Here is a 26,791-nt window from a genome sequence, read left to right as displayed (position 1 = left end):
ATGTCGCAGCACACGCCGCCGACGATCCTGGTGATCATGGGGGTCTCCGGATCCGGCAAGAGCACGCTGGCCGGCGTCCTCGCCGGCCGACTCGGGTGGGCTCTCCAGGAGGGCGACGACCTGCATCCCGCGGCCAACGTCGCCAAGATGGAGGCGGGGATCCCGCTCACCGACGACGATCGCCTGCCCTGGCTCGCGCTGATCCGGGAATGGATCGTCGCGCGCCAGGATCGGGGCGAGTCGGGAATCGTGACGTGCTCCGCACTGCGGCGCAGCTATCGCGACATCCTCGTCCGACCCGGCGTCGAGTTCGTGCATCTCGCCGGCACGCGGCACGACCTCGCGGAGCGTCTCGGACGGCGCCTGGGCCACTTCATGCCGGCCTCCCTGCTGGACTCCCAGTTGGAGACCCTCGAACCGCTCGGCGCGGACGAGTCCGGATTCGTCGTCGACGCGGCCCTGCCCGTGCAGGAGGCCGCCGCTCAGGTGCTCGGCTGGCTCGACGCCCACGGCGTTCCGACGCACGCCTGAGCGCCGCCGGATCCCGGTCGCCGCAGGCCCCGGGAGGTCCGTCCGCCCTGCGCGTCGGGCCCCTCGGAGCGACGATCGGGCGCCGGCCTGCGTGGCAGGGGGAATGACCGGATTGCCGCTGCCGCGGGCGGACGCCGTCTCAGAAGAGGCGATCCTGCCGGTGCGGTGCCATGATGTCCCCATGAGGAAGGTGGGGAACCTCGTGAGCGTGGAGTTGGAATCCGCGAGAGTCGGACGGCTGCTACGGCAGTCGATCCTGAGCGGAGAGCGCCGGCCGGGGGATCGGATCATCGAGCGCGACATCGCCGAAGAGCTCGCCGTGAGCAGGCTGCCCGTGCGGGAGGCGATCAGGGCGCTCGTCAGCGAGGGGCTGCTCGTGGCGCGCCCGCGATCCTGGGCCGTCGTGCGCGCGTTCACCGAGCGCGACATCGCGGACATCGCCGAGATGCGGGACGCCGTGGAGGGGCTCGCCTTCGAGCTGGCCGCCCGACGCCACACGGCGGAAGGCCTCGCGACGGTGCGCCGTGCGCTCGAGCGCGAGATCGCCGCGGCCCGGGCCGGCGACGTTGCCACCGCCGAGGAGGCAGGTGCCGAGTTCCACCTGCTGATGGCGGAGCTGGCCGGCAACTCGGCGATGGACGAGGTCCTGGGCATGATGCGGGGACGGATCCTGCTGCTGTTCGGACCGCACGACGATCCTCTCGCGATGGCAGAGGACCACGCCCGCATCTACGAATCGCTCGCTCTGCGCGACGTGGAGACGCTGCGGTTGCGCGTGCAGCGGCACCTTCGCGCGGCGGCGGAAGCGGCCAAGCGGCGCCTGGCTGCGCAGACCGACGCTCGGGGGGACGACGTACCGACCGACGCGGCGGACGACGTCCCGACCGCCGGGGCGGGGGACGGCACGTCGGAGTGGGTGCCGGAGCGTCTCTGACTCGCGTGACGGACTGTGTCGTCTCGGCGTCCCGTGCAGAAGACCCCCATCGTCCGCCCATGCTCCGGACCGGGGGAACGGGTACTCTCGATGTCGGAGGAGGTCGGAGTGGGAAAGACTGCGGATGCCGTCGCCGAGGGCGTCGCGATCGCCACGTCGGCGGCCCGGCTGGTCGTCAAGAACCACATCCTCGTCGGCACGATCGCGCAGGGCGGATCCTTCGACGTCGCGAAGTACATGAACGACGCTCGCGAGGCGCTCCTGGATCTCGCCGCGGAGTCCGACCAGGCCGCCGATCTCGCGAACAGCCTGCGCAAGCGCGCCCACGGCCGCTACTCCGATCCGCACGGGACGCACGACTACCGCGACCGCGACGTGCGCAACCTGCGCAGGCGCGCCAAACAGTCCGGGGCGGTCGCCGATCGGCTGCGCGAGATGTCGGAGGATCCGGAGACGCTGCGCTTCCTCGTGGAGGCCGCGCGCGCGGCCGCGTGGGGTGATGTCGCCGGCAACCTGCAGCGCCGCCTGCGCGTGGAGGCCATGCGCCCGGACGAGGATCCCGACTACGCCACGATGCGGGAGGCGCGGATGCAGGCGCTGCGCCTCGTCGACCTGCAGGAGCTCGCCTCGGATCAGCGTGCCCGCCGCAAGCGCCAGGACAAGGCGGACAAGGCCGCCGCCAAGGAGGAGAAGCGGGCGTCGAAGAACGCCCGCTGACCCCTCGGCGCCGATCCGCCGAACGCGGTCAGGAGTCGCCGAGCACGTCCGGGATCGAGCGGTCGGGGCCGGGAGCCGCACTCGCGGCGGCGGCGACCTCGGCCGTCTCCGCGATCACGGTGGAGAGGTCGCCGGACGCCGAGGACGACGCGTCGGAGGGGCCGTCGTCGATCGCCAGGAGATACGGGGAGGCCGGCACGAAGAAGGTGGTGCCGGTCACGGGGCGGGAGACGTCCAGGATCCGGTCGTACATGCCGGGAGGGTCGCCGAGGAACATCCGCTCGAGCATGCGCTCGGTCACCCAGAGCCGCCGGGAGTATCCGATGAAGTACGTGCCGGAATCGCCCTCGACCGCGGAGCCGAAGGGCATGTTGTCGCGCAGGATGTCGTACTCCACGCCGTCGACCGTGATCGTGTTGAGCGTCTTGTGGGACTTCTGGCCGTGGTCGGCGTCCGGGAGCTCGATGTTCTCCGCCTTGGTGCGCCCTATGACTTGCTCCTGCGCCGCGGTGCCGAGGCCGTCCCAGCGGGTCAGCTCGTGCAGGTACTTCTGCACGACGAGGTAACTGCCGCCGGCGTGATCCGGATCCTCCTCGCCGACCACGGCGGCCGGCGCGAGCTGCTCGTCGATCGGGTTCGCCGTGCCGTCCACGAAGCCGAGCAGATCCCGTCCGTCGAAATAGCGGAACCCGATCGTGTCGTCCTCGACCGTCACGTCGTCGCCCAGGGCGAGCATGATCTGGCGGGTCAGCTCGTAGCAGAGATCCCGACGGCTCGCGCGGACGTGGAAGATCAGATCGCCCGGGGTCGAGACCGCGGTCCGCGCCGTACCGCGCAGCTCGCGGAAGGGGTGCAGCTCCTTCGGCGCGGGCCGCCGCACGAGCCGATCCCAGGCAGACGCCCCAATCCCGACGGTGAGGGACGCGCTGCGGTCGAGATCGCGCGAGAGCACGTTCTTGAGCAGGTCGTCGGATCCCGCGACCGTGGTGCGCACCCGGTCCCAGGCTCCGTCGTCGTCCTTGATCGTGAGCACCAGGAACACGGCGGCTTCGCTCAGCGGTCCCTCGATCTGCTGCAGTCCAGTCATGTCGAACCTCCGAGTCGAGCGTAGGGCGGACGGCGGGATCCGCGCGACTCCGCACGCGGCGGGGCCGATTCGCGTTCCCGCGCCTCTCTGGGGTATTGTTGACGAGGCCCGCGAGAGCGGGCGGTCTTGTGAAAGACCGGATGCGCCTGTAGCTCAATGGATAGAGCATCTGACTACGGATCAGAAGGTTGGGGGTTCGAGTCCCTCCAGGCGCACCACATCAGAAAGCCCCGCTTCGGCGGGGCTTTCGTCGTTAACCCCGGCAGCGAACCAGTCAAGCGGCTGACCGGTCAGGCGAGCGATACGAACGAAGTTCGACATGCTCGGCTCAGTGCGGCCAGTCTCCCAAGCGGACACCGTGGCGCGAGCGACGCCCAGCGCCGTCGCCAATTCCGCCTGTTCCATACCCGCCAGCAAGCGAGCGCGGCGGTAGCGCTCAGCCGTGGTCCACGTGGGGTTATCAGCGATCATGCTCATGGCGTCAGTCTAGCCTGACGCAGCGATACAAAACTAGACACGCCGCGATCAATGAAGATCGCCTGTCGCGATCTAGGCCAATGTTGCCCTCGTGATACAGAACACGACACGGCGACAGGATCGCCACACAAACCGGATCCGGGACTCATCACCGGCCCCGCAAGGGGATAACCACATACGCGGCTAGGACGCACACCACGACCCCAGGGAACGGGGCGAGACCCGGGAAGCCTGTAGCCCGTCACCACGTAGGACCGCGAGCGACTGGGCGGTGACTAAAGGCAGGCCCCGGCACCGATCCCCAACGGACCCCAGATCGCACATACCGGCACTGGCCGGGCCTCAACAGCCCGGCGTCATGTATCGACCGGGCTGGCTCCGAAGAGCAGACCCCCATCGGCTTGAACCCCTCTGAGAGAACGTCCCACGCCTCGGGATATCTCTCAGGGTCAAGCCACTCCCAGAACTTCACCAAAGAGCAGGACCGATGGAGCACGAGTACACAACCTCCGGGTGGTGCCGATGCGGACACCACAGGGACGACGGACGTCGCGAACAGAGCGAACCCCGCCGCCTCAACCGCGCCGAGATCCGGGCACTACTCGCTGAACACGGACCCGCCTACGAACCGAAAGACAGGACATGAGCAAGCACTACCGCATGAGCGTCAACACCAAGACGTCGCGCTGGTTCTTCGTCATCGCTGACACCATCCACGACGCGATCAAGGCCGTAGAGGCCGCGACGCACGCCTATGTCAACTTCGGGCTCCAGGTGCACCGCACCGAGCCGAGGCACGATGAGACCCTGATCGAGGCCTGACATGCGACGCATCATCCGCCGTGCCGTCCACTACCTCGTGTTCCTCACCATCACCGTGGGCGCGTTCCTTGTCGGGGCTGTCGTCCTGCCCTCGTTCGTCTCCAGCGGATGGACGTTCCTTGTCGGCTGGATCGCCTCGGGTGCGTGGCTCTACTGGTTCGCCAAGCGACGCATCTCCGTGGACGTCGCTGCACACCGAGAGACCATGCACGCGATCCGGGCACAGGCCATGCTCCTTGCATCCGAGTGCGCCGTGCCGTGGCGCGATGGCGAACACGCCTGCCTGTGCGTGCGACCCTACGGCCACACCGGGCCACACCTGTGTGGCATCTGCGAGGACGTGACGCGATGACCGCCACCATCACCGACGCCGAGGCTCGCCGGATCCGCACTGAGGCCAACAGGCTCACCACGCTCCTGGAATCGGCGCGCAAGCTCCAGCCCCAGGCCGTCCGCCTCCGCATGGTCGCCACCGCCCGAGCGCTCGACAGCATCGCCGCCACGCTCGACGGCGCACGATGCCAGCTCATGGAAGACGGGCCGTCCTACCTCGAAGCGGCAGCCGCGTTCGTGCGCGTCGCTTCCGAGCACCTTGCCGTGCACGCTGCCGTCATCGGCAGGAGCCAGCACCCGTGAGCGCCAAGCACCAGACAGCCGAGTACCGACGCAATGCCCGCATCGTGCGGCAGCGCGTCACCAGCGCACACCGCGCCGGACGGCCTGTCTCGTGCTGGCGCTGCAACCGCCCCATCCAGCCCGGGCAGCCCTACGACGTGGGACACCTGCCCGGCGCTGTCGGCTCGGCACTCACTGAGCTGGCGCCCGAGCACCGACACAAGACCGGCGCTTGCGTCGGCAACCGCAGCGCCGGAGCCAAGCTCGGCGCGGCCATCACCAACGCTCGACACACACCAACCATCCCGACCGGCAAGGCAACAACATGGCGACTCTGACCGACACCGACTCTTTGAGTTCGGCCACCACAACTGCCGCCTCCGCTAGCGAAATCCCCCCCCTGGACTGGGCAGGACAGCAGCTCCCGGACGACGTGGCCGCGCACCCGCTCATGGACCCGGCCGCGTGGGATGAGCTTCGCGACAGCGGACGCCGCCCGCTCGATGAGTCGCCCCTGGTTGGCAACCTCCAGGCGCGCGCGGAGTTCCTGGTCGGCGCGTGGATCATCAACGAGATTGTGCCGTCGCGCATCGTGCCGGGCGGGCTCCTCGCGAACCTCCAGCCGCAGATGCTCCGCACGGTCGATGTCATCGGCGTCGGCGCGATCATCGACGGACTCGGAGAGCAGGACGGTGCTGGCGCGTTCCTCAACGCCGTGCTGGAGCCGCGACGCAGCGCCAAGACCACAACGCTGTGGTGCATCCTCCTCGGTCGGTGTTGGATGCGCGCCGTCTACATGGCCGGGTACACCATGCTCACCACGGCCAAGAAGGGCGGCGAGCGGTTCAAGCTCGACGTGCGCGACCCGATCACGCGTAAGTGGCGCGACAAGGCGCACCGCGAGAAGGTCATCGGGATCAAGCTCAACGAGTCCAACGGCTCTCTCGGCGTCGAGTTCGCCAACGGATCCAAGCTCGCGATCCTCTCGCCCAACGGTGACGACGTGCGCTCCGGCGCGTACGACACCCTCGTGATGGACGAGGGTGGCGAACCGGAGCCGGAGCTGTGGGATGACATCGTGGGCGCGGTCGTCCCGTCGTTCGACACGCGCCCCGGCGCGCAGCTCATTTACGCCGGAACGGGCGGCAAGTACCGCGACGGGTCGCACTTCTGGGCCACCCTGCACGACCCCACAGCCGGGCGGATCCGCTACGGCGTGCCCGACGAAATCGAGGATGCCGACCTCCAGACGTGGGAGGACGTGCGTCCGCTCATCGAGGCGCTGCACCCCGGCCTGGACGGTCTCACCAACGCGACCGCCATCGCCCGCAACTTCGTCATCCTCGGGTGGGAGCGGTTCGCCCTGGAGTACCTGGGGCACTTCGGGCGCGCAGCCGGTAACGATGTCGTGCTCGGCCCCGAGTGGGGCACCACCTTCGAGCACGGATCCGTGCCTGAAGGCATCGTGCCGCTGGCGCTCGCGTTCGCGGTGCACCCGTCCGGCCTATGGACCTCCGTCTCCGTCGCCTGGTATCTCACCGACGAGAGCGGCGACCTCGCGCGCTCCGCCTGGGCCATGGACGGCGACACCGACGCCGCCCCGCCGCGCGTCGGCTTCAAGCTCGTGCACCACCAGGAGGGCAACGCCGGGATGCCGGGCGTGCTCTGGCGGCTCTGGAAACAGACCCGCCTCCCCATCGTCCACGACGACAGCCCGCAGGAGAAGGAGATCATCCAGCAGCTCATGCGCCAGGCGCGCCCGCGCCCGCAGGTCAAGGTGCTCCGGTTTGCCGAGAAGAAGGTCGCGACCACCAAGCTCATCAACGGCCTCAAGCACGGCAACGCCCGCCACTGGGCGCAGGAGCCGCTTGACGCCGCCGCCGCGGGAGCTGTCCGCCGCCTCTCCGCGGGCGCGGTCCTCTTCGGCGCGCCCGCGTCCAATCCCGAGTTCGACGTGACGCCGCTGGAGTCCGCCGCCGCAGCCGTCTACGCACTGCCCGACCCCGGCGCGGGCGAGTCGTTCGCGCCCATCGTTATGGGCTAGACACAAAGTTATCCACAGATTTCAGTTCGATACCTACAAGAAAGGTTAAGGTTTCGGTCATGTCCTGGTTCTCTCGGTTCCTGTTCGGCCCCACCGGCTCGGCGGGCAACGTGCTCGCCCCGCTCCCGGTGCTCCCGTACAGCCCGAGTCCCGACCTCGCGGCCCTCGTCTACAGCGACATCTACGGGCCGACCGGCGCGGACGCCGTGACGCGCGAGAGCGCCATGAGCGTCGCGCCGGTCAAGCGTGCCCGGGCCGTGATCGTCGGACGCCTCTCCGACCTCCCGTTCGAGCAGGGCACCACCGACGACGCGGGCGAGTTCGTGGCCGACGCACAGCAGCCCGCCTGGCTCACGGGCACCGGCACAGTGCAGAGCGCCTGGCACCGCGCCGCCTGGACGCTCGATGACGTGATGTTCACCGGCTGGGCGCTCTGGCTCATCGAGCGCGACGGCGACACCATCACGTCGGCGCTCCGGCTCCGCCGCGACCGCTGGGCGTTCGATGAGACCTCCCCGACCGGCGTGTCTATCGACGGCGCTCCGGTCGGGGATCCCACGACCGTGCTCCTCATCTGTGGCCCGGATGAAGGTCTCCTCATCACCGGACGTGACGCCATCCGCGGATGGCGCTACATGGAACGCGCCTGGGTCGGGCGCGTCCGCAACCCGATCCCGCTCGTCGTGCTGCACGAGGTCGCGGGCGAGGAGGTCACCGAGGCCGAGGCCCGCGCGTACGTCTCCGCGTTCAGCACCGCGCGGCGCTCCGACGACGGTGCTATCGGCTTCCTCCCGTCCAAGCTCAGCCTGGAGACCTACGGGCAGATTGAGGCCGACCTGTTCGACAAGGGCCGCAACGCCGCCCGCATCGACATCGCCAACCAGGTCAACCTGCCCGTCTCCTACCTCGACGGATCCACCGCCACCAGCTCGCTCACGTACGTGACGCAGGAGGGCAGCCGGAACCAGCTTGTGGACGACCTGGAGTACTGGCTTGCACCGCTGGAGGTCGCCCTGTCCACGCTCGCCCCGGAGGGCCGTGTCATCCGCGCCAACCGCAAGAACCTCACCGCCGTGCCGAACGAACAGTTCGGCCCGCTCATCGACAAGAACACCGAAGGGAACCAGGCATGACCGATCACGAGTTCGCGTATGACGCCGCGTCGCGGACGCTCCGAGGGATCCTCCTCCCGTTCGGGGAGCCGTCCCGCCGCAACGCATCCGGATCCGAAGGCGTCATGTTCTCGGCAGACAGCATCGAGCTTCCGCGGGATCCGTCCGTCGTCACCCTCAACCGGGAACACAACCGCTTCGACCCCATCGGGCGAGCCACGTACCTGGAGAAGCGCCGCGAGGGCGTGTATGCCGAGTTCGCAATCGCCGAGACCGACCAGGGCGACGAGTACCTGCGCAACCCGTCCGGTATGCGCAAGCTCTCCGCCGAGGTAACCGGCATGATCCTCGACGGCCTCAACGTGACCGCCTCCCGACTCACGGGCGCGGCCCTCGCCCCTGCTGGCGCGTTCCCGTCCGCGGGCCTGTTCTCCCTCGCCAACGACACGCAGCCCGCCGACACCGCCACGAGCGAGCACCGCGAGTCCGAGTACACCGACGAGAACGGCGTCACCTGGCGGCGCGTCGTGGATGTCGAGACCGCGACCACCGAGACCGACACCGGCTCGACCACCACCACCACCATCACCGAGACCAGCGAGACCACGAACCAGGACGGCACGCCCGTCACCCCCACCGAAGGAGTCTTCACCATGACCAACATCGTCCCCGACGCGCAGGGCCACACCCAGGCGCGCGACTCCCGCAGCCTGTCCGGCCTGTTCGCCGCCATCGCCTCCGGAGACCTCGACGCGCGCGAGGCGTACGGCGATGCGGGCGAGCTGTTCGCCCTGTCCACCGTCCAGCACTCCGGCCCCACCACGGTCACCATCGGAGCGGACACGCAGGCACCCGGCTACCTCGGGGAGCTGTGGCTCCGCCTCCCCTACAACCGCCGGTTCGTGCCGCTCCTCAACACCGCCGCCCTCACCAACTACCAGATGCAGGGCTGGGGCTGGGACCCGACCAAGCTCCCCACGATGGGCGACTACGCGGGCAATGTCGCGGACGTGCCGTCCAACGCCGTGGACACGCTCCCGTACACGGTCACTGCGCAGCGTCTCGCGGGCGGGCACCAGATCGACCGCCGTTTCACCGACTTCGGGGATCAGTCCGTCGTGTCCTCGTTCCTGGTGCAGCAGGGCGAGAGCTACAAGCGCACCACGGACGCCAAGGCGCTGGCCGCGATCATGGCCGCCGCGCAGGTCACCGCGCCCGGCACCGTGCCGGCCAACGTCCCGAAGGGACTCGCCGCCATCGTGGACGGCGCGCTCGGCGTCATCGGCACCGAGAACCGCCCGAGCTACGCGCTCGTGTCGCCCGAGCTGTGGCGCGACATCATCATGATGGCCGACAAGGACAAGCTGGCCTACCTGAACGCCGGGTTCGGCCTGGAGTCCGGCGACCTGGAGTCGTTCCACATCCTGCCCGCCTCGGTCGGCGTCGGCAAGGTCATCGTCGGGGCCAAGGAGGCCATGACGTTCTACGAGCTGGGCGATACGCCCATCCGCGTCGAGGGCGTCAAGCCGGGCCAGGGCGCGAACGAGGTCGCCGTGTTCGGCTACTGGGCCACGCTCGCCAACAACGCCGCCGCCATCCGCAGCGTCACCGTCGCCTGACCGAGGAGGAGGGTAGGCAATGGCCACCTGGCTCACCGCCAACGATCCGCAGCTCCCCGAGCTGTGGGCCGACATGCCCGTGATGGAGAGCGTCACGACGCTCTACCTCGCGGCGGCGAAAGAGGCGTGCATCGCCTACGCTCCCGCCCTCCCGTCCGGGGTCACCGAGATCCCGGACGGGTGGCGACTCGCCCAGGCGCTCCAGGCTCAGAATGCATGGAACGCCAACCAGGCGGCACCGTCGCCCGACTTCGACGGCAGCGGCTACGGCGTCACCACGCACCCGCTCGACTGGCAGGTTAAGCAGCTCCTCCGCCCCAAGCGGGCCATCGGAGTCGTGCTGTGAACGTCCGTCAGCAGCTCGCCGCCGACCTCCAGGCCGCGTTCCCCAAGCTCCGGGTGATCGCGACCGAACGCAAGCTCGCCGAGGTCAAGACTCCCACGCTCCTCATCCGGGCGCGGTCCATCGACCTCACCGCGGGAGCGCCGCTCTCGCATCGCGACGTGGGACTCCTCCTCACGCTCATCAGCCCGCACCTGGACCTCGACCGCGCCGCCGACCAGCTCGATGTGCTCGCGCCGCAGCTCCTCGACTGGCTCGACCCGAAGTACCTGCACGAGGCCGCGCAGCTCGTCGGCTACGACGCACGCCTCGCGTACGACATTCCCACGACCATCATCGCAAGCAAGGAGGCCTGACATGGCCAAGATCGCACTCAAGCCGTACGTCCTGCGTGACTGCACGCTCAACATCAAGAACGGTGCCACCGACCTCGGAGACTACGAGGGCAGCGTGTCCAAGCTCGAACTCGTGCCGACGACCGCCGTCCAGACCTGGAAGGGGCTCACCCCGTCTGCCGTGTACCAGGACGTGGCCGCCTCCGAATGGGTCGCGAACATCGACTTCGCACAGGACTTCGAGACGCCCGCGAGCCTCAGTCAGTACCTCCTCGCGAACGTCGGGGCCAAGCTCACGCTCACTTTCAAGCCGAAGCAGAGCGCGGGCGTCAAGTCCGCCAGCATCGTCGCCACCGGTCTCCCCGGCAGCATCGGCGGGGCGGTCGGCGGGTTCGCCACCTCGTCTGTCTCCCTGCCCTGCGACGGGCAGCCGGTGCTGGCATAGCCGTCAGGCTCCGCCTGACAGCAGAATCCGGACCACGGGAGCGGCGATGCGACTGGACGTACTGAAGTCGAGAGAACTCCTCGCGACGATCTACGCCATCCGGTCTCTGGACAAGACCATCCAAAAGATGATCCGCCAGGAGACCAAGAGCATCGCCGCTCCCGAGTGGACCAAGGCTCTCACCAAGCGGGCCAACACCGCGCTGGAGCAACAGGTCATCGTCAACACCGCCGTCGTGTCCGTGTCCAACCAGAACGTGCGCGCACAGTCCGCCAACAAGGGCCGTCCGCTCTCCGGGGGGCTCAACCCGAAGACTGACTATCCCGCCGTCGAGTGGGGCGCAGACGACGACACACAGGTGTATGAGCGTCGCTCCCGCAAGGGCGGCATGCACTCGGTCAAGCGGCACACCGCCAGGCAGTTCAAGCGCCGCAGCAGCGGCTACGTGTGGGGGCCGACCGTCCAAGAGATGATCCCGCGCCTTGCCCGCCTCTGGGTACAGACCACCGTTCGCACCATCGCCAACGCCATCGACGGGAAACAGGAGTAGGGCCGTGGGCCTCAGTATCGACATCGCCGCGAACACGAGCGCGGCACAACGCGGGATCAAGGATCTGTCCAAGACGCTCGACGGCGTAGCCGATGCACTGGACGACGTGGCCGACGACGCCGCCAAGGGCGGCGACCGCGTAGAGCGCAGCTTCCGCGACATGACCAACGCCGCCCGCGACGCCGGGCGCAAGGCAGCGGACGGCGCAGACAAGATCACCGACGCGCTCAAAGACACCGAGCGGCAAGCCAAGCGCACCGAACGCGCCGTAGACGACATCGGTGACGCGCGCGGCCTCGGCAAGATGAAGGACGCCGCGCAGGAGGTTACCCAAGAGGTCGGGCAGAACCTCGGTGAGGCGGTCTCCTCCGTTCGTGGCAACCTGTCCGACCTTGGACAGGTTGGACAGGACACCCTCGGCGGTCTCGCCGCCACCCTCGCAGGCACCGGCCCGGCTGGTATCGCGGGGGCGGCAGCCCTCGCAGCGGGCGCGGTCGGCCTAGGTGTGATGACGAACGAGCTACAGAAGCAGCAGCAGGAGGCCGACGAGCTCAGAGACCGACTCCAGGCCGCCTATCACGATGCCTCCGATGCAGGGCGCGCCTACCTCGACATCGCCCAGATCATCGCGAACCAGCAAGACCTCATCAACAACCCGGCCCGAGCGGACGAATACGCCAAGCTCCTCGACACGCAGAAGAAGACGGGTCTGGACATGTCCACGATCCTCAAGGCTAACGCGGGCGATCTCGACGCACTGCGCGTCGTCATTGACTCCGTCTCCGACGCGAACAAGCGAGCCACAGATGCGGGCGACGAGTTCAACGTGTGGACGCAACGGACGAATTCCGGCCTCCAGGAGCTGAACAACTACTGGAAGACAACAGGAGAATCCGCACAGAACGCTAGCCAGCAGGCGGCCGAGTCCATCAAGTTCACCAACGATCTGCTCATGGAACAGATCGGCGCGGCATCGGACGCGGGGGTCGAAGTTGACGACCTCAACAACAAGCTGGTCACGCTCAAGACCGACCACGGCGACACCAAGATCCTCATCGACGCGCAGACCGGGCAAGCCTCCCTCAACGTCGACAAGTTCCGCGCGGACGCGGATGGCGTCATCGACCACGTGAACGGCCGCGAGGTCGTTATTAAGGCGACCGCTGACACGGCTGAGGCGGAGCGGCAGCTTGACATCTTCCGAGGCATGACCATCGGCGTGGATGTCGTCCCGAACTACGGGCCGCTCAAAGACGGATACAAGTGGGGCGGCTGACCATGACGACGACTATCACGGCGGGGACCGCCACCATCACACCTCTTCTCGTGGAGGGGTACACCGCGGCGCGCGACGGCGGCGCGCTCGTGCATCGCATCCTCGGTAGTTCCGCGCCCGACGTGACGCTCCGTCCTGCCGGGATGCGTACGGGGTCGCTCGTGCTTCTCTTCGATGTGGAGGGGACCGCTCGGGCGGCGTGGACCGCGCTGTCCGGTGCGGTGGTCGCTGTCCTCACGGACACAGATCGCGCTATCGGCATGTCGTTCGTCGTGCCTGACGGACAGCCGCTCTCGCTCGCGCTCGATGATGTGACGCGGCGACATTGGCACCTGACCGTGCCGTTCCAGGAGGTTTCGGCGTGACGGTCTCCACGCACGTCTACACGGCCCAGATCGTGGGCGGGGCGACCCTGCGCGTTAAGGGCGGCGAGGTGAGTCTCGATGCGTCGCGTGCGCCGCACGTGGATGGGACGGTCACGATTGCTCTGCCGAGCCTCGCGGTACTCGCAGCCCTCGACCCGCGGCTCTCGCCGGCCGCGCGCATCAAGATCGACGTGGCCGCGTCGTTCCCGTGGGGCACCCAGTCGCGCTCGTTCAACCTCACCCTGCGTGATCGGACCATCAACCACGCGACGGGCAGGGTCGAACTGCTCGTGTCGTCCGATGAGGGAATCCTGTCCGACTATGCGCCGCTCACCGACGACCTGGCACCGCTGGGGTATCAGGCGTCCCTGCGCGGTCTCGTCGGCTACGTGCTCAACAAGGTCATCCCCGGTGCGGTCCTCGCGGCTGGGACCGACGTTGCCGTGCCCGCGCTGGCGGACTCCTCGAACCTGATCCGCAACCCGCGCGCCGGAGTCAACACGACCGACTGGTACGGGACGTACACGTCGGGCGGGCTGACCATCAACAGGATCGGATCGAACGGTCCTTCGTACGCGCCGACCTATGTCGCGTACCTGTCGAACTCGGGCGTCTTCACGAACAACGCGGAGATGTTCATCACCGACGCGGCGGTCTCGATCACCGCGGGTAAGAAGCATGTCCTCTCGGTCTCCGTGTCCGCGATCAACGGGCGGCAACTGATCCTCGACGCGATGTGCTTGGACGCCTCGGGGAACATCACCGGATTCATCCCGCCCGTGAACTTCACCGGGAATGCCACCTGGCAGCGCGTCGCGACCGAGTGGTTCGTCCCGTACCCGAACACGGTTCGCATCCGCCCCAGGATCCGCGCCGCGCAGCTCGGGGGCAGTGAGTACGTGAACGTGACCGGCTGGCGGCTCTGCGAGGTTACCGGCGACCCTGCCGCGGATGCGGCGTACTTCGACGGCGATACCGCCGACACCGCCCAGTACGATTACTCGTGGGCGCAGACCGCGCACGCCTCGATCAGCAACCGCAAGCGTCTCACGGACGCGGCCACACCGGACGGGCTCACGTGGAAGGCCGGGCAAAGCGCGCTCGCGTTCCTCGGGCCCATCGTGGAGGCCGCGGGGCGACGGCTCGTGTGCGACGAGAACCGGGTATGGACGCTCCGGGAGACCACATACAGCGCGCCGGGCACGCTCGCCATCCGGCACGGCGTGAACCTCACCGACGGGTCCGAGAAGATCAGCCGCCGCGACGAAGACTGGTTCGACGCCGCGGTCGTCGTCTACCGCTGGACGGACCGCAACGGCATCCAGCAGGAACGCACGGACTCCTACGCGCTCACCGCCTCCTACACGCGCCTCAGGCGCTTCGAGATCACGACCGCCTACCCGGGGCCGGGGTTCGCCCAGTACGTCGTCAAACGGGCACAGGGCCGCGGACGCGAGGTCACCGTGTCCACGGTGTCCGACTGGGCGGCGGCAGCAGAACAGGAAGTGCAGATCGTTCTCGACGGCGCTCCCACGCAGACCGGGCAGACGATCAGCGTCGCATTCGACTTCGACCGCGACGAGATGACCATCACAAGCCGCACCATCGACACCCCGCCCGGGGCGTGGATCCTCCTCGCGGCAGGACAGAAATGGACGGACTCCCCGGTCGGGGCGTCTTGGACAGGAGAGGCAGTCTGACATGGCAATCGGAGACGACGCACTCGCGGACGGCATGGACCTCGTGTCCGGCACCGCCGACCGGCGCAACGGCTGGCAGGAGATCAACAAGACCCGCGACTACATCGTGCAGCGCATCAAGAGCTACTTGGCCGCGTTGTGGCCGCTCCCGATCGCCAAGGGCGGCACCGGCGCCGACACGTCCGGGAAGGCCCTCGCCGCTCTCGGCGCGTGGGGAAACTCCGGAGCGGTCGCCGCGGGGCAGTACCCGAAACTCGGATGGAACGGGCAGCGGCTCCTCGCGGAGATCCCCGGCTACGCCAGCCCGTTCGAGATCGCACGACTGTCCGACGTGAACAGCGGATCGTACCTTCCCACGTCGGGCGGCACGGTCTCCGGGGATATCTACCTGCCGAACTCCAGCGCAGCGACCTCCGGCTACACCATCGCCTATATCAACGGTGACGGACGTATCAGCCGGGGCGCGTCGTCCGAGCGCTACAAGGAGAAGATCGAGGCCATCGACCCAGCCTCGCTCGGAGACCTGTTCCCGATCCTGCACCGCTACCAGATGCGCGACGGACGCCGCGAATGGAAGTACGGGTACATCGCGGAGCGCCTGCACGAGTCCGACGACCTGCGCCCGTTCGTGGTCTACGACGCCGAGGAACGACCCGACAGCATCGACTTCATCGCGCTCCTCATCGCGCAGGTGGCGCAGCTTCGCCAGGAGAACGACATCTACGCGCAGCGCCTGGACCGGCTGGAGGGCAACGCATGAGCCCGGACGATGTGATCCCGCTCGGGGACACCGGCATGTGGGCGCGGCGGGCCGTCGTGGACGCCTGGACCGCAGCCGGATCCCCGCCCGTCAACTCCGCGACCCGCCTCGAGGACGAGCAGCAGGAACTCTACGACGGGTGGCAGGCCGGGCTTCCCGGCTACGCGCCCGCCGACAACCCCGCCGACACGACACAGGCCCTCGCCCACGTCCGTGGAGTCGCGCTCGACATCACACCCACGCCGGAGCGCGTGGCGGCGCTGGAGGCCGCGGGCCTCGTCCGCCCGTACCCGTACGAGGAATGGCACTGGCAACTCCCCGGCGACGTGCGCCGCTTCCCCCTCATCACCACCTACCCGATACCGGAAACGATCCAACAGCTAGGAGATGTCATGTCCCTCCGCATCATCAGCAGTCCCGCCTATCGCGCAGCAGACCAAAGAGTGATCCACAACGGATCCTCCGCGGCAGCCATCCCGGCCGGATGGACAACCGCGCTCATTCTCCAGGGGCACATCGATCATGCCGACTACGACGCTGACCATCTGCTCGAAGCGGAAGTCAACCTCGTCTGGCAGCTCGGCGGGTACACCGCCGAGGACGCCGCCAAACGAACCGCCGCACTCCTGAGCGGAGTCAAGGAATGAGCGCCGACACCCGTGGCGGGCGAGCTGACGCGGCACGCGCGCGCCGCTGGCGCATCGCCCGGCGCTGGATCTACGGCGTCGCGATCGCGGCCGTACCTGTCGCGGTCTACTACAGGTGGATCGAGCCGGAGGCAGCACCGCTGTTCACGCCGCTCATCCTCGCACTCGTCATGGTGAAGAGCGACGGAACTCCCGAGGGTGTCGAGTGATCCCCGACCCCCTGGAAGTCGCCCTCGTCGCGATGCTCTCGATGGTGCTCGCAGGGCTCATCGCGGCGGGCGTGACGATCAGCGTCCAACTCATCAAGTGGAAGATCGAGAACCAACGGCTGTGGTCCTGGAACCGAGCGCTCCAGGACCACATCTACCGCGGATCCCCACCACCGCCACCCAGCGCACCACCCGGCCTATTCGACTAGCGGGCCGGGGGTGTGCAGCGAGCCATAGTCTGACCATCAACGATTGGTGTTTCCACCAGCGTGACGCCTTCCGGATGGGAGTTGCTTACCACTGTGATCTTGCATCCGACGCTCGACCCGAACTTGACCACATTTGCGGCTATCGTCTTCCCTGGCGTGTAGGGGACTTCCTCGGAGTAAGGCAGTGTCACGTGACGCTGGATCATCCCTGTGTCGGTCGAGATGGTTACCGTAGCGTTCTCGCCTGCGCCCGAGAACTCCAAAACGTAACGGGCGTTCTCCGGCGTCGGTGTTGCAACGGATCGCGGCGGGGGCGTGTAGGCCGGTTCGCGCTCGTAGTCGGCGGCGGTGCTCGCGGTGCTGCACCCAGTGAGAGCGAGAGCAACGAGCGCCAGCATGGCAAGGCGTTTCATGATCCTGAGCATAGGGGTCACACAGCTTTCAGGCGGCGCGCGGGCAACTCTGGCGCGGCATACCCGGCAGCGGCGTAGACGGCGGCGCGGAGCCGGTGATCGTGTGGCCGCACGTAACGGGTCGTGGTGTTGGGGTTCGCGTGCCCGAGGAGGTTCTGCGTCGTGAGCGTGTCGCCGTCCGTGGCCTCGTGCACGTTCGATCCGAACGAGTGCCGCAGCTTGTGGCCGGTCCATCCGCCCGGAAGCGCTTCCTCCAGCAGTTCGCCCACGCGGCGAGGGGACAGGTGCCCGTCGATCCGACCGGCGAACAGCCAACCATCCACAGTCTCGGCGGATGCCGCGCGCGTGCGCAGATCGAGCGCCAGCCGGGGAGTGAGCGGCATCATGCGCTGTTTGCCGCCCTTGCCGTGCACGAGCAGCGACCACCCGAGCAGATCCTCACGGATGTCGTCGGAGTGCACCTGGGCGATCTCGGCACGGCGCATCCCGGCGTCATGCGCCAGCCGCAGCATGAGCGCAGTCCGGTCGTCCGCGTGCCGCAGCGCCTCCGCGTACGCGCCGGGCGGCACCGGGTCCGGATTCGGCTCGGACGGCTTCACCTTCGGAAGATGCTTCGCGGGGTTCGCATCGGTCAGGCCGACCTTCCGCGCCCACTTCCAGAACTCCCGGTAGCCCGCATACCGACCCCGCCTGGTCTCAGTCATCCACGACTGCGCGGCCACGTACGCGAGAAGCGTCGTGATCGTGACCTCCCACGGCCCGACGCCGATACGCCGCGCCATGTGCTCCAACTGCTCCTTCCGGGCGCGCACCGTCGCGCGACTCCGATCCTTCGCGATCATCCACACGCCATAGGCCGAAATGGCCTCCGCCCACACGACGGGCACGACGGCAACACTCATACTTCTCCTCCAGTCAAAACCCCTGCTCAGCAGGGGAAGATAGTCAGAAACGACACCAAATGCAGGGCGCTATCCGTCGAGCGAACTACCCTTCGTGCGATCTGGGAGCAGCGCCGCCCACTTCATGCGCGCCTCTACGAGAGCGTTCAGTGCGTCGCATTCGCTGGACAGCGCCTCCTTCGCGGCGCGTTCCTCAGCGGTTGCGGTGTCGAACGCCTCCAGTGCGGCTAGGTGCCGAACGCTGAGCGCCTCCACGCGATCCTGGGCGGCGATGATCAGATCCTCAAACATCTGCGCCTCAAACATCTGCGCCTCACTCATCGCTCGCGCCAACCGTGCGGTCTGGGAGCACGATCGGGGATGGCTCCGAGCGATCTTCGTGCGCGTTCCCGAAGTGGATCACCGGCTTCTCGAAGTGCATGAAGTTAGTCATGCGCTCACCTTCTCGGCGTAGCGTGCGTGAGCGCTCTGGCGGGTGATCCCGAGGCCGTCAGCGATGTACTGCCACGAGTACCCGGCGTCGTGCATGCCCCGGACAGCGTGCGTGATCGCCGCCTCCACGTCATCACGGAGGGACGCGAGTTCGCCAAGCTCGAAGTCATCACCCGCCGCGCCACGTTCGCCGGCGGCTCGGATGATCCTCTTAGCGAATTGCACGTAGTCGGTCGTTTCGACCTCGCGACGGGTCATCGTCCCGACCCCGATCCGGTCGGGATTTCGCTGTCAGTTTGGAACTGACGGGCGGCGTAGGCGAGAATGGACCGACGCTCCGGCGTCCAGAACGCGCCCGAACGGGCACGCCCACGGGTTCGAATCAGTCCCCAGACTCCGAACCAGAAGGTTGGGGGTTCGAGTCCCTCCAGGCGCACACTGTGTTGAGACAGTAGGCAGAGCCCCTATCGCGGAAGCGATGGGGGCTTCGTCGTCTCCGGGGCTGTTCTTAGCGCGTCCATAGCGCGACGAAAGGGGCCGTCCGGCGGGTCGGTCTCGTGCGCTTCGATGCCGAAAGGGTCACCACGGGATGGTCGCCCCGTTCCGATCGAGGTACTGCAGCCCCGGGATCCCGCGCTGCGCGTCCACGGTGTCGACCAGCGGCGGGATGCTGTCACTGATCTCGAGCCTGGCCTGCGGACCTCCCAGCGTCGTTTTCACCCACCCGGGTGCCATGAGGAGAATGGCGCGAGCATCCTCGGCGTGGCGCACCGCGTAGCTGCGCATCAGCTGATTGAGAGCGGACTTGGTTGCGCGGTACACCTCGAAACCCGCCTGGGTGTTGTCGGAGATGCTCCCCTGACCTGACGACATCACGGCGATCGTGCCGGTCGGGGAGACGAGTCCATGGAGCGCCTCGACCGCACGCATCACGCCGAGCGCATTGGTGACCATCATCCGGGAGAAGTCCTGCGTCGAAATCTGAACGGCGATGTCCTCCATCGGCGCAAGAGAGATGCCTGCGACGACGAAAAGAAGGTCGAACTGGCGTCCGGCGAGCCTCGCCGCGAGGGAGTCGATCTGGTCCGGGTGGTCGATATCGACCTGCTCGATCTCGACCGAGTCCCCGGCGCGCGCCGCGAACTCGTGCAACGGCGTGGCTGTCTCACCGCGCACCGTTCCCACGGCGTGCGCTCCGCGGGCCACGTATTCTTCGACGATCGCCTCCCCGAGCCCGCGCGAGGCGCCGACGATCAACACGGATCGGTTCACGGTCTGCCGGATTTCCGCAGTCATCTCTCGGTTCCTCTCACGTCGGCGTTCAGGCAAGCAGGCTGGTGCGGGCGCCGATCTGTTCGCGGTCTCCGACGGGTCCCGGAACGTGGCCAGGGTCCGCGGAGACCCGTTGCCGGAGGGGGCCGGGGATCGACTTTCCTTCCTGATGCTATACAGCACCGCTCATCGGTGCCGTCGAGACGTGCATCGTCCAACCGGCGGCGCAGGCGCCGGAGCACCGGGAGTTCGTCGTGTCCGGGGGCTGTTCTTAACGCGCCCATAGCGCGACGAAAGGGGCCGTCCGGCGGCGCTGCGGAGCATGGGACCCATGACAGCCGATCAGCTCCTCGACCTCGATGTCGTCGTCCCCGTGTACAACGAGCAGGACACCCTCGAGCAGAGCATCGCGCTGCTGCACGAGCATCTGCGCACCGAGATGCCGGTGCGCTGGCGCATCACGATCGCCGACAACGCCAGCACGGACGGCACCGCTCCCCTCGCCGACGCCCTCGCGGCACGGCTGGACGATGTGGTCGCCGTGCATCTGGCGGAGAAGGGACGGGGGCGGGCGCTCGCCGCCGTGTGGTCCGCCTCCCCGGCTCGCGTCCTCGTCTACGTCGACGAGGACCTGTCGACCGATCTGAGGGCGCTCGGCCCGCTCGTCGCACCGCTGCTGTCCGGACACTCCGATCTGGCGATCGGCTCCCGGCTCGCGAACTCGGCGCGGATCGTCCGCGGAGGACGGCGGGAGTTCGTCTCCCGCGGCTACAACGCGCTCCTGCATGCGACCTTCGGCGTGCGATTCAGCGACGCGCAGTGCGGGTTCAAGGCGATCAGGGCGGATGTCGCGCGGCGCCTCCTGCCCTTCGTGCAGGACACCGGCTGGTTCTTCGACACCGAACTGCTGATCCTCGCGGAACGCGCGGGGCTGCGCATCCACGAGGTGCCCGTCGACTGGATCGACGATCCGCAGAGCTCCGTCGACGTCGTGGCGACGGCCGCGGCCGATGTGAAGGGCATGGTGCGGGTCGGGCGTGCGCTCGCCTCGGGCCGGATCCCGGTCGGCGAGCTGTATCGCGACATCGGTCGTCACCCCTTCGCCCGCGCGGACGTGCCGCTGCTCGCGCAACTCGTGCGCTTCGGCGTGATCGGCGCGCTCTCGACTCTCGCCTACGCGCTCGTCTACCTGCTGTGTCAGCGGATCATGCCCGCACAGGGCGCGAACTTCCTCGCGCTGCTCGTCACGGCTGTGGCGAACACCGCGGCGAATCGGCGCTTCACGTTCGGGATCCGCGGGCGCGCGGGCGCGTCCACGCACCATCTGCAGGGTCTCGTGGTGTTCGGGCTCGCCTGGGCGCTCACCTCCGGATCCCTGCTGCTCCTGCATGCCGCCGACCCGCACCCCGGCGCCGTCGCCGAGGTGTCGGTGCTCACGGCGGCGAACCTCGTCGCGACCCTGCTGCGCTTCGCCCTGCTGCGGCTCTGGGTGTTCCGAGACCGGGACGCGCATCGGGCACCGCCCGAAGACCCCGGCGAGGCGCTGTCACGCAACCGTCTGGCCGCCCGATCCCTGTCCCCACTCGCTCAGGAGGCGAACCGATCATGAACGCAACCATCGCCGCGACCCCGGGTCGCCCGACGCACCCCACGACCACGACCCTCCCGGTGTCGGAGCACGCCGCGACGCCCGCCGACACCGCCACGAGCATCCCCCGCGCCCGGTGGGAGGCGCCCGCCTACGCCGGCGCGCTGCTGCTCACCGGCCTCCTCTACGTCTGGAACCTCGCGGCGAGCGGATGGGCGAACGCCTTCTACTCCGCCGCCGTGCAGGCGGGCACCCAGAACTGGGTCGCGTTCTTCTACGGATCCAGTGACGCGGGCAACTCGATCACGGTGGACAAGCCGCCGGCGAGCCTGTGGATCATGGAGCTGTCCGCCCGCGTGTTCGGACTGAGCTCGTGGAGCATCCTCGTCCCGCAGGCGCTCATGGGCGTCGCGACGGCCGCGATCATCCTCTTCACCGTGCGTCGCCGGTTCGGGGCCGCGGCGGCGCTGGTCTCGACGGGCGTGTTCGCGCTGACGCCCGTGGCGGCGCTCATGTTCCGCTTCAACAACCCGGACGCTCTGCTGCTCCTGCTGCTCACCGCCTCCGTCGCCCTGACCCTGCGCGCGATCGAGGGCGGGCGGTTGCGCTGGCTATTGCTCGCCGGGGTCGCCGTCGGCTTCGGCTTCCTCACCAAGCAGCTGCAGGCGTTCCTCGTGCTCCCCGTGCTCGCCGGGATCTACGCGGTCTTCGCCGGGACGACGATCGTGCGCCGGCTGCTGCACCTGCTCGCCGCCCTGGGCGCGGTCCTCGTGTCAGCCGGCTGGTGGGTCGCGGTGGTCGAACTGGTGCCGGCCTCCGCGCGGCCGTACATCGGAGGCTCCCAGACCAACAGCTTCCTGGAGCTCACCTTCGGCTACAACGGCCTCGGGCGGATCACGGGGGACGAGACCGGCAGCGTCGGCGGGGGCGGCGGCGGTGCCGGCGGAGGGATGTGGGGATCGACGGGCCTGTTCCGCCTCTTCGAGAACGAGATCGGGGGGCAGATCTCCTGGCTCATCCCCGCCGCGCTGCTCCTGCTCGCGGGTGCGCTCGTGCTGATCGGCCGCGCTCCGCGCCGGGACCCCCGCCGCATCCTCATCGTGGCCTTCGCCGCCTGGCTGCTCGTGACCCTGATCGCGTTCAGCTTCATGGCCGGCATCTTCCACGCCTACTACACGGTGGCGCTCGCCGCCCCGCTCGCCGGTCTCGTCGGCGCCGCGGGGACCGTGGTGTTCCGTCATCGCGACCGGCTCTGGGTGCGGATCCTCCTCGCCGCCTCCGCGGTGGTGACGGCCGCCTGGGCCTGGATCCTCCTGGATCGCGCGACGTCCTGGCTTCCCTGGCTCAAGATCGTGGTCCTCGTCCTCTCCCTCGCCGCCGCGGCGCTCGTGATGGTCCCGCCGCGCGGCCGCTCGCTGACCGCGCTCACGGCATCCCTCCTGCTGGCCGGATCCCTCCTGGCGCCGGCGGCCTACACGCTCGAGACGATCGGCACCGCGCACAGCGGGTCGATCGTCACCGCGGGCCCGTCCGTGCAGGGAAGCGGCATGGGCGGCTTCGGTGGACGCGGCGGCGGCATGCCCGGAGGCAACGCCGGCGGCGGCATGCCCGGGGGGACGGGCGGCATGCAGGGCGGTGCCGGGGGCGGCATGCCCGGCGCGACGGGTGGCACGCAGGGCGGCTTCCCTGGAGGTGCCCCGACCGGGACGCAGAACGGGCAGACGCAGAACGGGCAGACGCCCTCGTTCACCGGGGAGCGCGGCACGCGGACCGGAGGGGCGGGGGGTCTGCTGGAGGCGTCGACCGTGTCCACGGCCATGAAGACGCTGCTCACGGCGAACGCGTCCGACTACACCTGGGTGGCCGCGGCGATCGGCTCGCAGACGGCCGCCGGCTACCAGCTCGGCACGGGCGACGCGGTGATGCCGATCGGCGGCTTCAACGGCAGCGACCCGTCCCCGACGCTCGCGCAGTTCAAGGACTACGTCGCCCAGGGCCGGATCCACTACTTCATCGCGGGAAGCGGGATGATGGGCGGCTCCTCGAGCGGCAGCAACGTCTCCTCGCAGATCCAGGACTGGGTCGAGTCGACGTTCACGGCGAAGACGGTCGACGGGGTCACCGTGTACGACCTGACCGCCGCGAAGTGACGCGCGGGCGGGGGAGGGGGAGGACGTCTTCCTCCCCCGGTGACGGCGTCCTGCTACGCTTCCGCACCGTTCGCCCTTGTCTTCCAGCGGAACAGGCGAGAACGCCGGAACACGAGCAACGAAATCAAGTATGCCGAAATACCAGAATCTTTGTAGGGTGGATCCGGACTGGGGAAATGTCCCGTCGTTCTGCCGACCCGGAGGATATCTGTGTTTGACACGCACGGTGCACGATCGCGCCGCCGACCGTTCCGACTCCTGACGGGTTCGGCCATCGCGGCTCTCGTCGCGGGAGGCGCCGTCCTCGTGCCGCAGGCGGCATCGGCCGCTGCGCCCTTCCCGGACACGCAGCTGTATGCGACGGTCTCCGGCTCTGCCACGATCTACGCCGTGGACCGCACGACGGGGGCGGCCACGCCCGCGCTGACCTCCCCGGGCAACGTCACCGGCCTGAACCAGATCGGCATCTCCGGGGACGGGGACAAGCTGATCCTGACGAACAGCACGAACGTCTACGAGTACACCGCGAGCACGTCGTCCTGGGACACGGTGCTCCGCTCCACGGCGCCCTCGGTCGCGAACCAAATGGGCGGCGTCGACCCGAAGAGCGGACGCTTCTTCTTCGGCGGACAGGTCAGCGGCGTGCCGACGCAGTTCACCTTCACCTCGTACGATCCGACCACGAACACGATCGCGCAGAGCCCGGTCTCGGTCTCCGTCTCGAACGCGCCGGGCGGCAACGGCGACCTCGCCTTCGACCGACAGGGGAACCTGTACTTCGTCTCGAGCAGCGCATCCTCCGCGCAGCTCTATCGGGTCGACGCGGCTGCGCTCGGCGGTGGTTCGACGACCGCGACGCCGGTCGGGCCGACCATCACACCCGCCGCAGCGCTGACCTCGCTGGCCTTCGGCGATGACGGCTACCTCTACATCGCCGGCTCCGGCGCCAACACCTTCCTGCAGGTCAACCCGGTGACGGGCGCGACCGTCGCGCAGCGCACGATCGCGGAGAACGGAACGTCCCTCACCGTCACCGACCTCGGGTCGCGTGCGGTGCCCTCCACCGGTCAGTCCGGGGGAGGGTTCACCGACGGCCGTGCGAAGCCCGGAGACGAACTCACGACCACCATCGGCGGCGGAGGCATCACCTCCAACAACACCGCGACCACGGCGCCCGGCAAGGACACCGTGACCGTGGGGCCGATCATCCTGCTCCCCGGCGATTCCTACACGGTCACGCAGACGCCGGGCAACGCCGGGACGGACCCGAACGCCTACGACACCTCGTACGTGTGCACCAACCTCGTCGACAACAGCGTGGTCTCCTCCGGAAAGGGCACGACGGCGCCGTTCACCGTGCCCGCCGCCGGCGGCGACGTCCGCTGCGTGTTCTCCAACCCGCTGAAGCCGGTCGTCAAGGACACCTCCTCCACGGGCAACACCGCGGGCCAGCCCGCCACGGTCGACCCGCTGCAGGGATCGGTCGGCGACATCGACCCGAAGACGGTCGAGCTCACCTCCAACGGGCCCGGTTCCACCGTCTCCGACGGCGGCAAGACCCTCACCGTCCCTGGACAGGGCGTCTGGACCGTGGACCCGAACACGGGCGCGGTGACGTTCACGCCGGAAGCCGGCTTCACCAAGAACCCGACTCCCGTCACCTACACGGTCGACGACACCCGCGGCAACCAGACCGAGGGCAAGGTCAGCGTGACCTACACCGGGTCGGCACAGTCCGACACCGGCACGACGGATCAGGGCGCGCCGACGACGATCGGCGTGCTCGACAACGACAAGGGCGGCACCGTGGCCTCGAGCGTGGTGTTCCCCACGGCGGGGCAGCCCTCCGGCGCGACCGTGTCGAACGGCGGCAAGACGCTGACCGTGCCGGGGGAGGGCGTCTACACGATCGACCCGACCACGGGTGCCGTGACATTCACCCCCGATCCCGCGTTCCGCGGTACGGCCTCGTCGGTGACCTACCAGGTCGCCGACGCCGAGGGCGCCACCACGACCGCACCGATCACGGTCACCGTGAACGCGGTCTCCCCGCGCGCCGTGAACGACACCGCCTCGACCGGGCAGAACACGCCCGTCACGGTCGACGTGGTCGGCAACGACAAGCCCGGTGTCGACAACGGCACCCCGCTCGACCGGAAGAGCGTCGTCTTCCCCACGGCGGGGCAGCCGACCGGCGCGACCGTGTCGGACGGCGGCAAGAAGCTCACCGTCCCGGGCGAGGGCGTCTACACGACCGACCCCGACACCGGGAAGGTGACGTTCGCCCCCGCGCAGGGCTTCACCGGAACCGCGACGGCCGTCACGTACCAGGTCGCCGACACGGGCGGGAAGACCGCCACGGCGACCCTCACGGTGACGGTCGATCCGGTGTCCCCCACCGCGGCGCCGGCCACCGGCAGCGTGACTCAGGGCGGCTCCGTGACGGTGGACGAGCTGAGCAAGGACACACCGGGCAACGCGGCCACTCCTCTCGATCCGAAGAGCGTGATCTTCCCCACGGCAGGTCAGCCGGTCGGCGCGACCGTGTCGGACGGCGGCAAGAAGCTCACCGTTCCCGGCCAGGGGGTCTACACGATCGACCCTGACACCGGGAAGATCACCTTCGCGGCGGATCCCGCCTTCCGTGGCACGGCCTCGCCGGTGACGTACCAGGTCGCGGACGTCGACGGCTCGACGGCCTCGTCCACCGTCACGATCACCGTGGACGCCGCCGCTCCCGCGGCGGTCGCGGACACGGACACCACGCCGCAGAACACGCCTGTGGGCGTCGCCGTGCTGGGCAACGACAAGCCGGGGGTCGAGAACGGCACGCCGCTCGATCCGACGAGCGTGGTGTTCACCGTCGCGGATCAGCCGGTGGGGGCGACCGTCACGGACGGCGGCCGCACGCTGACCGTGCCGGGACAGGGCGTCTACACCGTCGCCCCCGCCACCGGTGTCGTCACCTTCACCCCGCAGCAGGGGTACGCCGGGACGGCGAGCGCGGTCACCTACCAGGTCTCCGACACGGGCGGCCAGACCGCGACGGCGACGATCACCATCACGGTGACGCCGGTCGCGCCGACCGCGCACGACGACTCGGCGCAGACCCCGCGTGACACCCCCGTCACCGTCGCGGTGCTGGGCAACGACACCGCGGGCAACGCGGCGACGCCCATCGACGCCACGAAGACCCGTCTGCTCGACGCCGGACGCAACCCGGTGACCGACCTGAAG

At 68.7% G+C, this 26,791-nt stretch carries 31 protein-coding genes and 1 tRNA gene; 25 read left to right on the top strand and 7 right to left on the bottom strand.

Features of this window, described 5'->3' with window-relative positions; translation table 11 throughout:
- The 3 genes from Q0P88_RS07035 (at position 1) to Q0P88_RS07025 (ending at position 2,182) form a co-directional block, all read left to right on the top strand.
- Positions 1–531 carry a gluconokinase gene (locus Q0P88_RS07035; protein ID WP_295012520.1) on the top strand — a complete coding sequence of 177 codons (531 nt, stop codon included), beginning with the start codon at positions 1–3 and terminating at the stop codon, positions 529–531.
- Positions 532–712: 181 nt separating this feature from the next.
- Positions 713–1,465: a GntR family transcriptional regulator gene (locus tag Q0P88_RS07030; protein WP_295012518.1), complete on the top strand. Its 753-nt coding sequence runs from the start codon at positions 713–715 to the stop codon at positions 1,463–1,465.
- 108 nt (positions 1,466–1,573) lie between these two features.
- Positions 1,574–2,182 (top strand): asparagine synthase, encoded by a 609-nt coding sequence (locus Q0P88_RS07025; protein WP_295012516.1) that lies wholly within the window; start codon positions 1,574–1,576, stop codon positions 2,180–2,182.
- A 28-nt stretch (positions 2,183–2,210) separates the two neighbouring features.
- Here Q0P88_RS07025 and Q0P88_RS07020 read toward each other — a convergent pair whose 3' ends face one another.
- On the bottom strand, positions 2,211–3,269 hold the full coding sequence (locus tag Q0P88_RS07020) for a Dyp-type peroxidase (RefSeq protein ID WP_295012514.1): 1,059 nt from the start codon (positions 3,267–3,269) through the stop codon (positions 2,211–2,213).
- A 142-nt stretch (positions 3,270–3,411) separates the two neighbouring features.
- On the opposite strand from Q0P88_RS07020, the gene Q0P88_RS07015 reads away from it, so the two are divergent.
- Positions 3,412–3,487, top strand: a tRNA-Arg gene (locus tag Q0P88_RS07015).
- Here Q0P88_RS07015 and Q0P88_RS07010 read toward each other — a convergent pair.
- A complete protein-coding gene (locus tag Q0P88_RS07010) occupies positions 3,450–3,740 on the bottom strand; it encodes a helix-turn-helix transcriptional regulator (RefSeq protein WP_295012671.1) in 291 nt (96 codons plus the stop codon). The genes Q0P88_RS07015 and Q0P88_RS07010 overlap by 38 nt on opposite strands.
- Positions 3,741–4,388: 648 nt before the next feature.
- Here Q0P88_RS07010 and Q0P88_RS07005 point away from each other — a divergent pair.
- The 18 genes from Q0P88_RS07005 (at position 4,389) to Q0P88_RS06920 (ending at position 16,797) form a co-directional block, all read left to right on the top strand.
- Entirely contained in the window at positions 4,389–4,568 is a 180-nt protein-coding gene (locus Q0P88_RS07005) for a hypothetical protein (RefSeq protein WP_295012512.1), read from the top strand.
- Position 4,569: 1 nt separating this feature from the next.
- Positions 4,570–4,920, top strand: coding sequence for a hypothetical protein (locus tag Q0P88_RS07000; protein ID WP_295012510.1), 351 nt, complete (start codon positions 4,570–4,572; stop codon positions 4,918–4,920).
- Positions 4,917–5,204, top strand: a complete 288-nt coding sequence (locus Q0P88_RS06995; RefSeq protein ID WP_295012508.1) for a hypothetical protein — start codon at positions 4,917–4,919, stop codon at positions 5,202–5,204. The genes Q0P88_RS07000 and Q0P88_RS06995 overlap by 4 nt, the downstream gene beginning before the upstream one ends.
- Complete coding sequence (locus Q0P88_RS06990; RefSeq protein ID WP_295012506.1) at positions 5,201–5,521, top strand: hypothetical protein; 321 nt, start codon at positions 5,201–5,203, stop codon at positions 5,519–5,521. Before Q0P88_RS06995 ends, Q0P88_RS06990 begins: the two co-directional genes overlap by 4 nt.
- Before the next feature lie 95 nt (positions 5,522–5,616).
- A complete protein-coding gene (locus Q0P88_RS06985) occupies positions 5,617–7,227 on the top strand; it encodes a hypothetical protein (RefSeq protein ID WP_295012504.1) in 1,611 nt (536 codons plus the stop codon).
- 59 nt (positions 7,228–7,286) lie between these two features.
- On the top strand, positions 7,287–8,360 hold the full coding sequence (locus Q0P88_RS06980; RefSeq protein WP_295012502.1) for a hypothetical protein: 1,074 nt from the start codon (positions 7,287–7,289) through the stop codon (positions 8,358–8,360).
- Positions 8,357–9,958 (top strand): hypothetical protein, encoded by a 1,602-nt coding sequence (locus Q0P88_RS06975; protein WP_295012501.1) that lies wholly within the window; start codon positions 8,357–8,359, stop codon positions 9,956–9,958. The genes Q0P88_RS06980 and Q0P88_RS06975 overlap by 4 nt, the downstream gene beginning before the upstream one ends.
- Before the next feature lie 19 nt (positions 9,959–9,977).
- Positions 9,978–10,304: a hypothetical protein gene (locus tag Q0P88_RS06970; protein ID WP_295012499.1), complete on the top strand. Its 327-nt coding sequence runs from the start codon at positions 9,978–9,980 to the stop codon at positions 10,302–10,304.
- On the top strand, positions 10,301–10,657 hold the full coding sequence (locus tag Q0P88_RS06965) for a hypothetical protein (protein WP_295012497.1): 357 nt from the start codon (positions 10,301–10,303) through the stop codon (positions 10,655–10,657). The genes Q0P88_RS06970 and Q0P88_RS06965 overlap by 4 nt, the downstream gene beginning before the upstream one ends.
- 1 nt (position 10,658) lies before the next feature.
- Positions 10,659–11,081 (top strand): hypothetical protein, encoded by a 423-nt coding sequence (locus Q0P88_RS06960; protein WP_295012495.1) that lies wholly within the window; start codon positions 10,659–10,661, stop codon positions 11,079–11,081.
- Positions 11,082–11,127: 46 nt separating this feature from the next.
- On the top strand, positions 11,128–11,631 hold the full coding sequence (locus Q0P88_RS06955; RefSeq protein WP_295012493.1) for a hypothetical protein: 504 nt from the start codon (positions 11,128–11,130) through the stop codon (positions 11,629–11,631).
- Positions 11,632–11,635: 4 nt separating this feature from the next.
- The gene (locus tag Q0P88_RS06950) at positions 11,636–12,907 is read left to right on the top strand and encodes a hypothetical protein (RefSeq protein ID WP_295012491.1); all 1,272 of its coding nucleotides are present in this window, start codon (positions 11,636–11,638) and stop codon (positions 12,905–12,907) included.
- Between the two features lie 2 nt (positions 12,908–12,909).
- On the top strand, positions 12,910–13,272 hold the full coding sequence (locus Q0P88_RS06945; protein WP_295012489.1) for a hypothetical protein: 363 nt from the start codon (positions 12,910–12,912) through the stop codon (positions 13,270–13,272).
- Complete coding sequence (locus Q0P88_RS06940; protein ID WP_295012487.1) at positions 13,269–14,972, top strand: hypothetical protein; 1,704 nt, start codon at positions 13,269–13,271, stop codon at positions 14,970–14,972. The genes Q0P88_RS06945 and Q0P88_RS06940 overlap by 4 nt, the downstream gene beginning before the upstream one ends.
- Before the next feature lies 1 nt (position 14,973).
- On the top strand, positions 14,974–15,732 hold the full coding sequence (locus tag Q0P88_RS06935; RefSeq protein ID WP_295012485.1) for a hypothetical protein: 759 nt from the start codon (positions 14,974–14,976) through the stop codon (positions 15,730–15,732).
- Positions 15,729–16,379 carry a hypothetical protein gene (locus Q0P88_RS06930; RefSeq protein ID WP_295012484.1) on the top strand — a complete coding sequence of 217 codons (651 nt, stop codon included), beginning with the start codon at positions 15,729–15,731 and terminating at the stop codon, positions 16,377–16,379. Before Q0P88_RS06935 ends, Q0P88_RS06930 begins: the two co-directional genes overlap by 4 nt.
- Entirely contained in the window at positions 16,376–16,588 is a 213-nt protein-coding gene (locus tag Q0P88_RS06925) for a hypothetical protein (RefSeq protein WP_295012482.1), read from the top strand. Before Q0P88_RS06930 ends, Q0P88_RS06925 begins: the two co-directional genes overlap by 4 nt.
- Positions 16,585–16,797 (top strand): hypothetical protein, encoded by a 213-nt coding sequence (locus Q0P88_RS06920; protein WP_295012480.1) that lies wholly within the window; start codon positions 16,585–16,587, stop codon positions 16,795–16,797. Before Q0P88_RS06925 ends, Q0P88_RS06920 begins: the two co-directional genes overlap by 4 nt.
- Here Q0P88_RS06920 and Q0P88_RS06915 read toward each other — a convergent pair.
- The 5 genes from Q0P88_RS06915 to Q0P88_RS06895 form a co-directional block, all read right to left on the bottom strand.
- Positions 16,794–17,210 carry a hypothetical protein gene (locus Q0P88_RS06915; RefSeq protein WP_295012478.1) on the bottom strand — a complete coding sequence of 139 codons (417 nt, stop codon included), beginning with the start codon at positions 17,208–17,210 and terminating at the stop codon, positions 16,794–16,796. The genes Q0P88_RS06920 and Q0P88_RS06915 overlap by 4 nt on opposite strands.
- A 17-nt stretch (positions 17,211–17,227) precedes the next feature.
- Complete coding sequence (locus tag Q0P88_RS06910; RefSeq protein ID WP_295012476.1) at positions 17,228–18,112, bottom strand: tyrosine recombinase XerC; 885 nt, start codon at positions 18,110–18,112, stop codon at positions 17,228–17,230.
- A gap of 69 nt (positions 18,113–18,181) precedes the next feature.
- Positions 18,182–18,433, bottom strand: coding sequence for a hypothetical protein (locus Q0P88_RS06905; protein ID WP_295012474.1), 252 nt, complete (start codon positions 18,431–18,433; stop codon positions 18,182–18,184).
- 108 nt (positions 18,434–18,541) lie between these two features.
- Complete coding sequence (locus Q0P88_RS06900) at positions 18,542–18,802, bottom strand: hypothetical protein (protein ID WP_295012472.1); 261 nt, start codon at positions 18,800–18,802, stop codon at positions 18,542–18,544.
- A 321-nt stretch (positions 18,803–19,123) separates the two neighbouring features.
- The gene (locus tag Q0P88_RS06895; RefSeq protein WP_295012470.1) at positions 19,124–19,840 is read right to left on the bottom strand and encodes an SDR family NAD(P)-dependent oxidoreductase; all 717 of its coding nucleotides are present in this window, start codon (positions 19,838–19,840) and stop codon (positions 19,124–19,126) included.
- Between the two features lie 298 nt (positions 19,841–20,138).
- Between Q0P88_RS06895 and Q0P88_RS06890 the strand changes: the two genes are divergently transcribed.
- From Q0P88_RS06890 to Q0P88_RS06880, 3 genes are all read left to right on the top strand, one after another.
- Positions 20,139–21,425, top strand: a complete 1,287-nt coding sequence (locus tag Q0P88_RS06890) for a bifunctional glycosyltransferase family 2/GtrA family protein (protein ID WP_295012468.1) — start codon at positions 20,139–20,141, stop codon at positions 21,423–21,425.
- Positions 21,422–23,554, top strand: a complete 2,133-nt coding sequence (locus tag Q0P88_RS06885; protein ID WP_295012466.1) for a glycosyltransferase family 39 protein — start codon at positions 21,422–21,424, stop codon at positions 23,552–23,554. Before Q0P88_RS06890 ends, Q0P88_RS06885 begins: the two co-directional genes overlap by 4 nt.
- A 210-nt stretch (positions 23,555–23,764) precedes the next feature.
- On the top strand, positions 23,765–26,791 hold a 3,027-nt coding region (locus Q0P88_RS06880), incomplete at its 3' end, for a tandem-95 repeat protein (RefSeq protein ID WP_295012464.1).

This window comes from uncultured Microbacterium sp. (genome assembly GCF_945952435.1).
Classification (GTDB): Bacteria; Actinomycetota; Actinomycetes; order Actinomycetales; family Microbacteriaceae; genus Microbacterium.
This window is presented reverse-complemented; position numbering and strand designations above follow the sequence as displayed.

Excerpts from the sequence above, each read along its gene's own strand:
- Q0P88_RS06915 (WP_295012478.1), bottom strand. The coding sequence starts at position 17,210 with ATGAAACGCCTTGCCATGCTGGCGCTCGTTGCTCTCGCTCTCACTGGG.
- Q0P88_RS06935 (WP_295012485.1), top strand. The coding sequence starts at position 14,974 with ATGGCAATCGGAGACGACGCACTCGCGGACGGCATGGACCTCGTGTCC.
- Q0P88_RS07020 (WP_295012514.1), bottom strand. The coding sequence starts at position 3,269 with ATGACTGGACTGCAGCAGATCGAGGGACCGCTGAGCGAAGCCGCCGTG.
- Q0P88_RS06955 (WP_295012493.1), top strand. The coding sequence starts at position 11,128 with ATGCGACTGGACGTACTGAAGTCGAGAGAACTCCTCGCGACGATCTAC.
- Q0P88_RS07035 (WP_295012520.1), top strand. The coding sequence starts at position 1 with ATGTCGCAGCACACGCCGCCGACGATCCTGGTGATCATGGGGGTCTCC.
- Q0P88_RS06910 (WP_295012476.1), bottom strand. The coding sequence starts at position 18,112 with ATGAGTGTTGCCGTCGTGCCCGTCGTGTGGGCGGAGGCCATTTCGGCC.
- Q0P88_RS06900 (WP_295012472.1), bottom strand. The coding sequence starts at position 18,802 with ATGACCCGTCGCGAGGTCGAAACGACCGACTACGTGCAATTCGCTAAG.
- Q0P88_RS07000 (WP_295012510.1), top strand. The coding sequence starts at position 4,570 with ATGCGACGCATCATCCGCCGTGCCGTCCACTACCTCGTGTTCCTCACC.
- Q0P88_RS06890 (WP_295012468.1), top strand. The coding sequence starts at position 20,139 with ATGGGACCCATGACAGCCGATCAGCTCCTCGACCTCGATGTCGTCGTC.
- Q0P88_RS06930 (WP_295012484.1), top strand. The coding sequence starts at position 15,729 with ATGAGCCCGGACGATGTGATCCCGCTCGGGGACACCGGCATGTGGGCG.
- Q0P88_RS07030 (WP_295012518.1), top strand. The coding sequence starts at position 713 with ATGAGGAAGGTGGGGAACCTCGTGAGCGTGGAGTTGGAATCCGCGAGA.
- Q0P88_RS06925 (WP_295012482.1), top strand. The coding sequence starts at position 16,376 with ATGAGCGCCGACACCCGTGGCGGGCGAGCTGACGCGGCACGCGCGCGC.
- Q0P88_RS06970 (WP_295012499.1), top strand. The coding sequence starts at position 9,978 with ATGGCCACCTGGCTCACCGCCAACGATCCGCAGCTCCCCGAGCTGTGG.
- Q0P88_RS06980 (WP_295012502.1), top strand. The coding sequence starts at position 7,287 with ATGTCCTGGTTCTCTCGGTTCCTGTTCGGCCCCACCGGCTCGGCGGGC.
- Q0P88_RS06960 (WP_295012495.1), top strand. The coding sequence starts at position 10,659 with ATGGCCAAGATCGCACTCAAGCCGTACGTCCTGCGTGACTGCACGCTC.
- Q0P88_RS07010 (WP_295012671.1), bottom strand. The coding sequence starts at position 3,740 with ATGATCGCTGATAACCCCACGTGGACCACGGCTGAGCGCTACCGCCGC.
- Q0P88_RS07005 (WP_295012512.1), top strand. The coding sequence starts at position 4,389 with ATGAGCAAGCACTACCGCATGAGCGTCAACACCAAGACGTCGCGCTGG.
- Q0P88_RS06945 (WP_295012489.1), top strand. The coding sequence starts at position 12,910 with ATGACGACGACTATCACGGCGGGGACCGCCACCATCACACCTCTTCTC.
- Q0P88_RS06905 (WP_295012474.1), bottom strand. The coding sequence starts at position 18,433 with ATGAGTGAGGCGCAGATGTTTGAGGCGCAGATGTTTGAGGATCTGATC.
- Q0P88_RS06895 (WP_295012470.1), bottom strand. The coding sequence starts at position 19,840 with ATGACTGCGGAAATCCGGCAGACCGTGAACCGATCCGTGTTGATCGTC.
- Q0P88_RS06885 (WP_295012466.1), top strand. The coding sequence starts at position 21,422 with ATGAACGCAACCATCGCCGCGACCCCGGGTCGCCCGACGCACCCCACG.
- Q0P88_RS06975 (WP_295012501.1), top strand. The coding sequence starts at position 8,357 with ATGACCGATCACGAGTTCGCGTATGACGCCGCGTCGCGGACGCTCCGA.
- Q0P88_RS06995 (WP_295012508.1), top strand. The coding sequence starts at position 4,917 with ATGACCGCCACCATCACCGACGCCGAGGCTCGCCGGATCCGCACTGAG.